Genomic DNA, 1,108 nt, shown 5'->3' with positions numbered 1-1,108 from the left:
TCAGGCGGCTGTCCGACGCGGCGCGCCGGACAGCCGCCTGATCGTCGACGCCAACGAGGCGTGGCGGGCCGAGACGCTGGAGGCCAACCTCGCCGCCTGCCTCGCCGCCGGTGTGACGCTGATCGAGCAGCCGCTGCCGGCCGACGACGACGGGCTGCTCGCGACGATCGATCGCCCGATCCCGATCTGCGCCGACGAGAGCCTGCACGACCGCGCCGGCCTCGACCGCCTCGCGGGGCGCTACGACGCGATCAACATCAAGCTCGACAAGACCGGCGGGCTCACCGAAGCCGTGATGCTCGCCCACGAGGCCCGCGCTCGCGGCCTCGCGCTGATGGTCGGCTGCATGGTCGGCACCTCGCTCGCCATGGCACCCGCGATGCTGCTCGTCCACCACGCCGAATACGTGGACCTCGACGGCCCATTGCTGTTGGCGCGCGACCGCGAGCCGGGGCTGGTGTTCGAGGGCAGCACGATCCACCCGCCGGAGGCCGCACTCTGGGGGTGAAGGGCGCTACACCGCCGCCGCCTCGATCAGCACCGTGTCGATCCAGAAGCTCCCGTCCGGTTCGATCCCGAAATGCCGGGCGACCTCGTCCGGGGCCGAGGCCTGGAGCGAGCGGATCGCCGCGACGTGCGGCTCGGGCGTCCGCATCCGGGCGATCCAGGTGGAAAAGTCCATGCGCAGGCGGCCGTGGGTGACCTTGTCGACGGTGAAGCCGGCATCCGTGAGCATCCCCAGCCATTCGGGCACCGAATAGTCGCGCACGTGCGAGGGGTCGCGCAGCAGCTCCACCGCCTGGAGGTGGGTGTCGAGGAGCGCGTCGTCAGGGGCGACGACGTCGGCGATCAGCGTCGGCGCGCCGGGTTTGGCGACGCGCCGCGCCTCGGAGAGTCCGGCGCGGACGTCGCGCCAGTGATGCGCGCTGAACCGGGTCGTGACCGCATCGAAGCTCGCATCGGGGAAGGGCAGCGCTTCGGCCGATCCGGCCTCGGTCGCGATGTTGGAGAGCCCGCGCCGCGCGGCTTCCGCCGCCACCGCGGCGAGCATGTCGGGCGAGAGGTCGAGGGCCGTGACCGAGCCGGCTTCCGGCGCGATCGCGAAGGC

The 1,108-nt window shown here is 72.5% G+C and carries 2 protein-coding genes; one reads left to right on the top strand and one right to left on the bottom strand.

All coding sequences use genetic code 11. From position 1 onward, the window contains the following. Nucleotides 1-508, top strand: a 508-nt coding sequence (locus FV222_RS26970; RefSeq protein ID WP_281406938.1) for an enolase C-terminal domain-like protein, incomplete at its 5' end; no start/stop codon positions are given. A gap of 6 nt (nucleotides 509-514) precedes the next feature. On the opposite strand, the gene FV222_RS26965 is transcribed toward FV222_RS26970, so the two are convergent. Continuing rightward, nucleotides 515-1,108 (bottom strand): methyltransferase domain-containing protein (locus FV222_RS26965; RefSeq protein WP_147816194.1); only part of this gene is annotated, 594 nt, incomplete at its 5' end.

The organism is Methylobacterium sp. WL103 (assembly GCF_008039885.1).
Classification (GTDB): domain Bacteria; phylum Pseudomonadota; class Alphaproteobacteria; order Rhizobiales; family Beijerinckiaceae; genus Methylobacterium; species Methylobacterium cerastii.
Note: the sequence above shows the minus strand (reverse complement) of the source record. Positions and strands in the feature narration are given on the sequence as shown.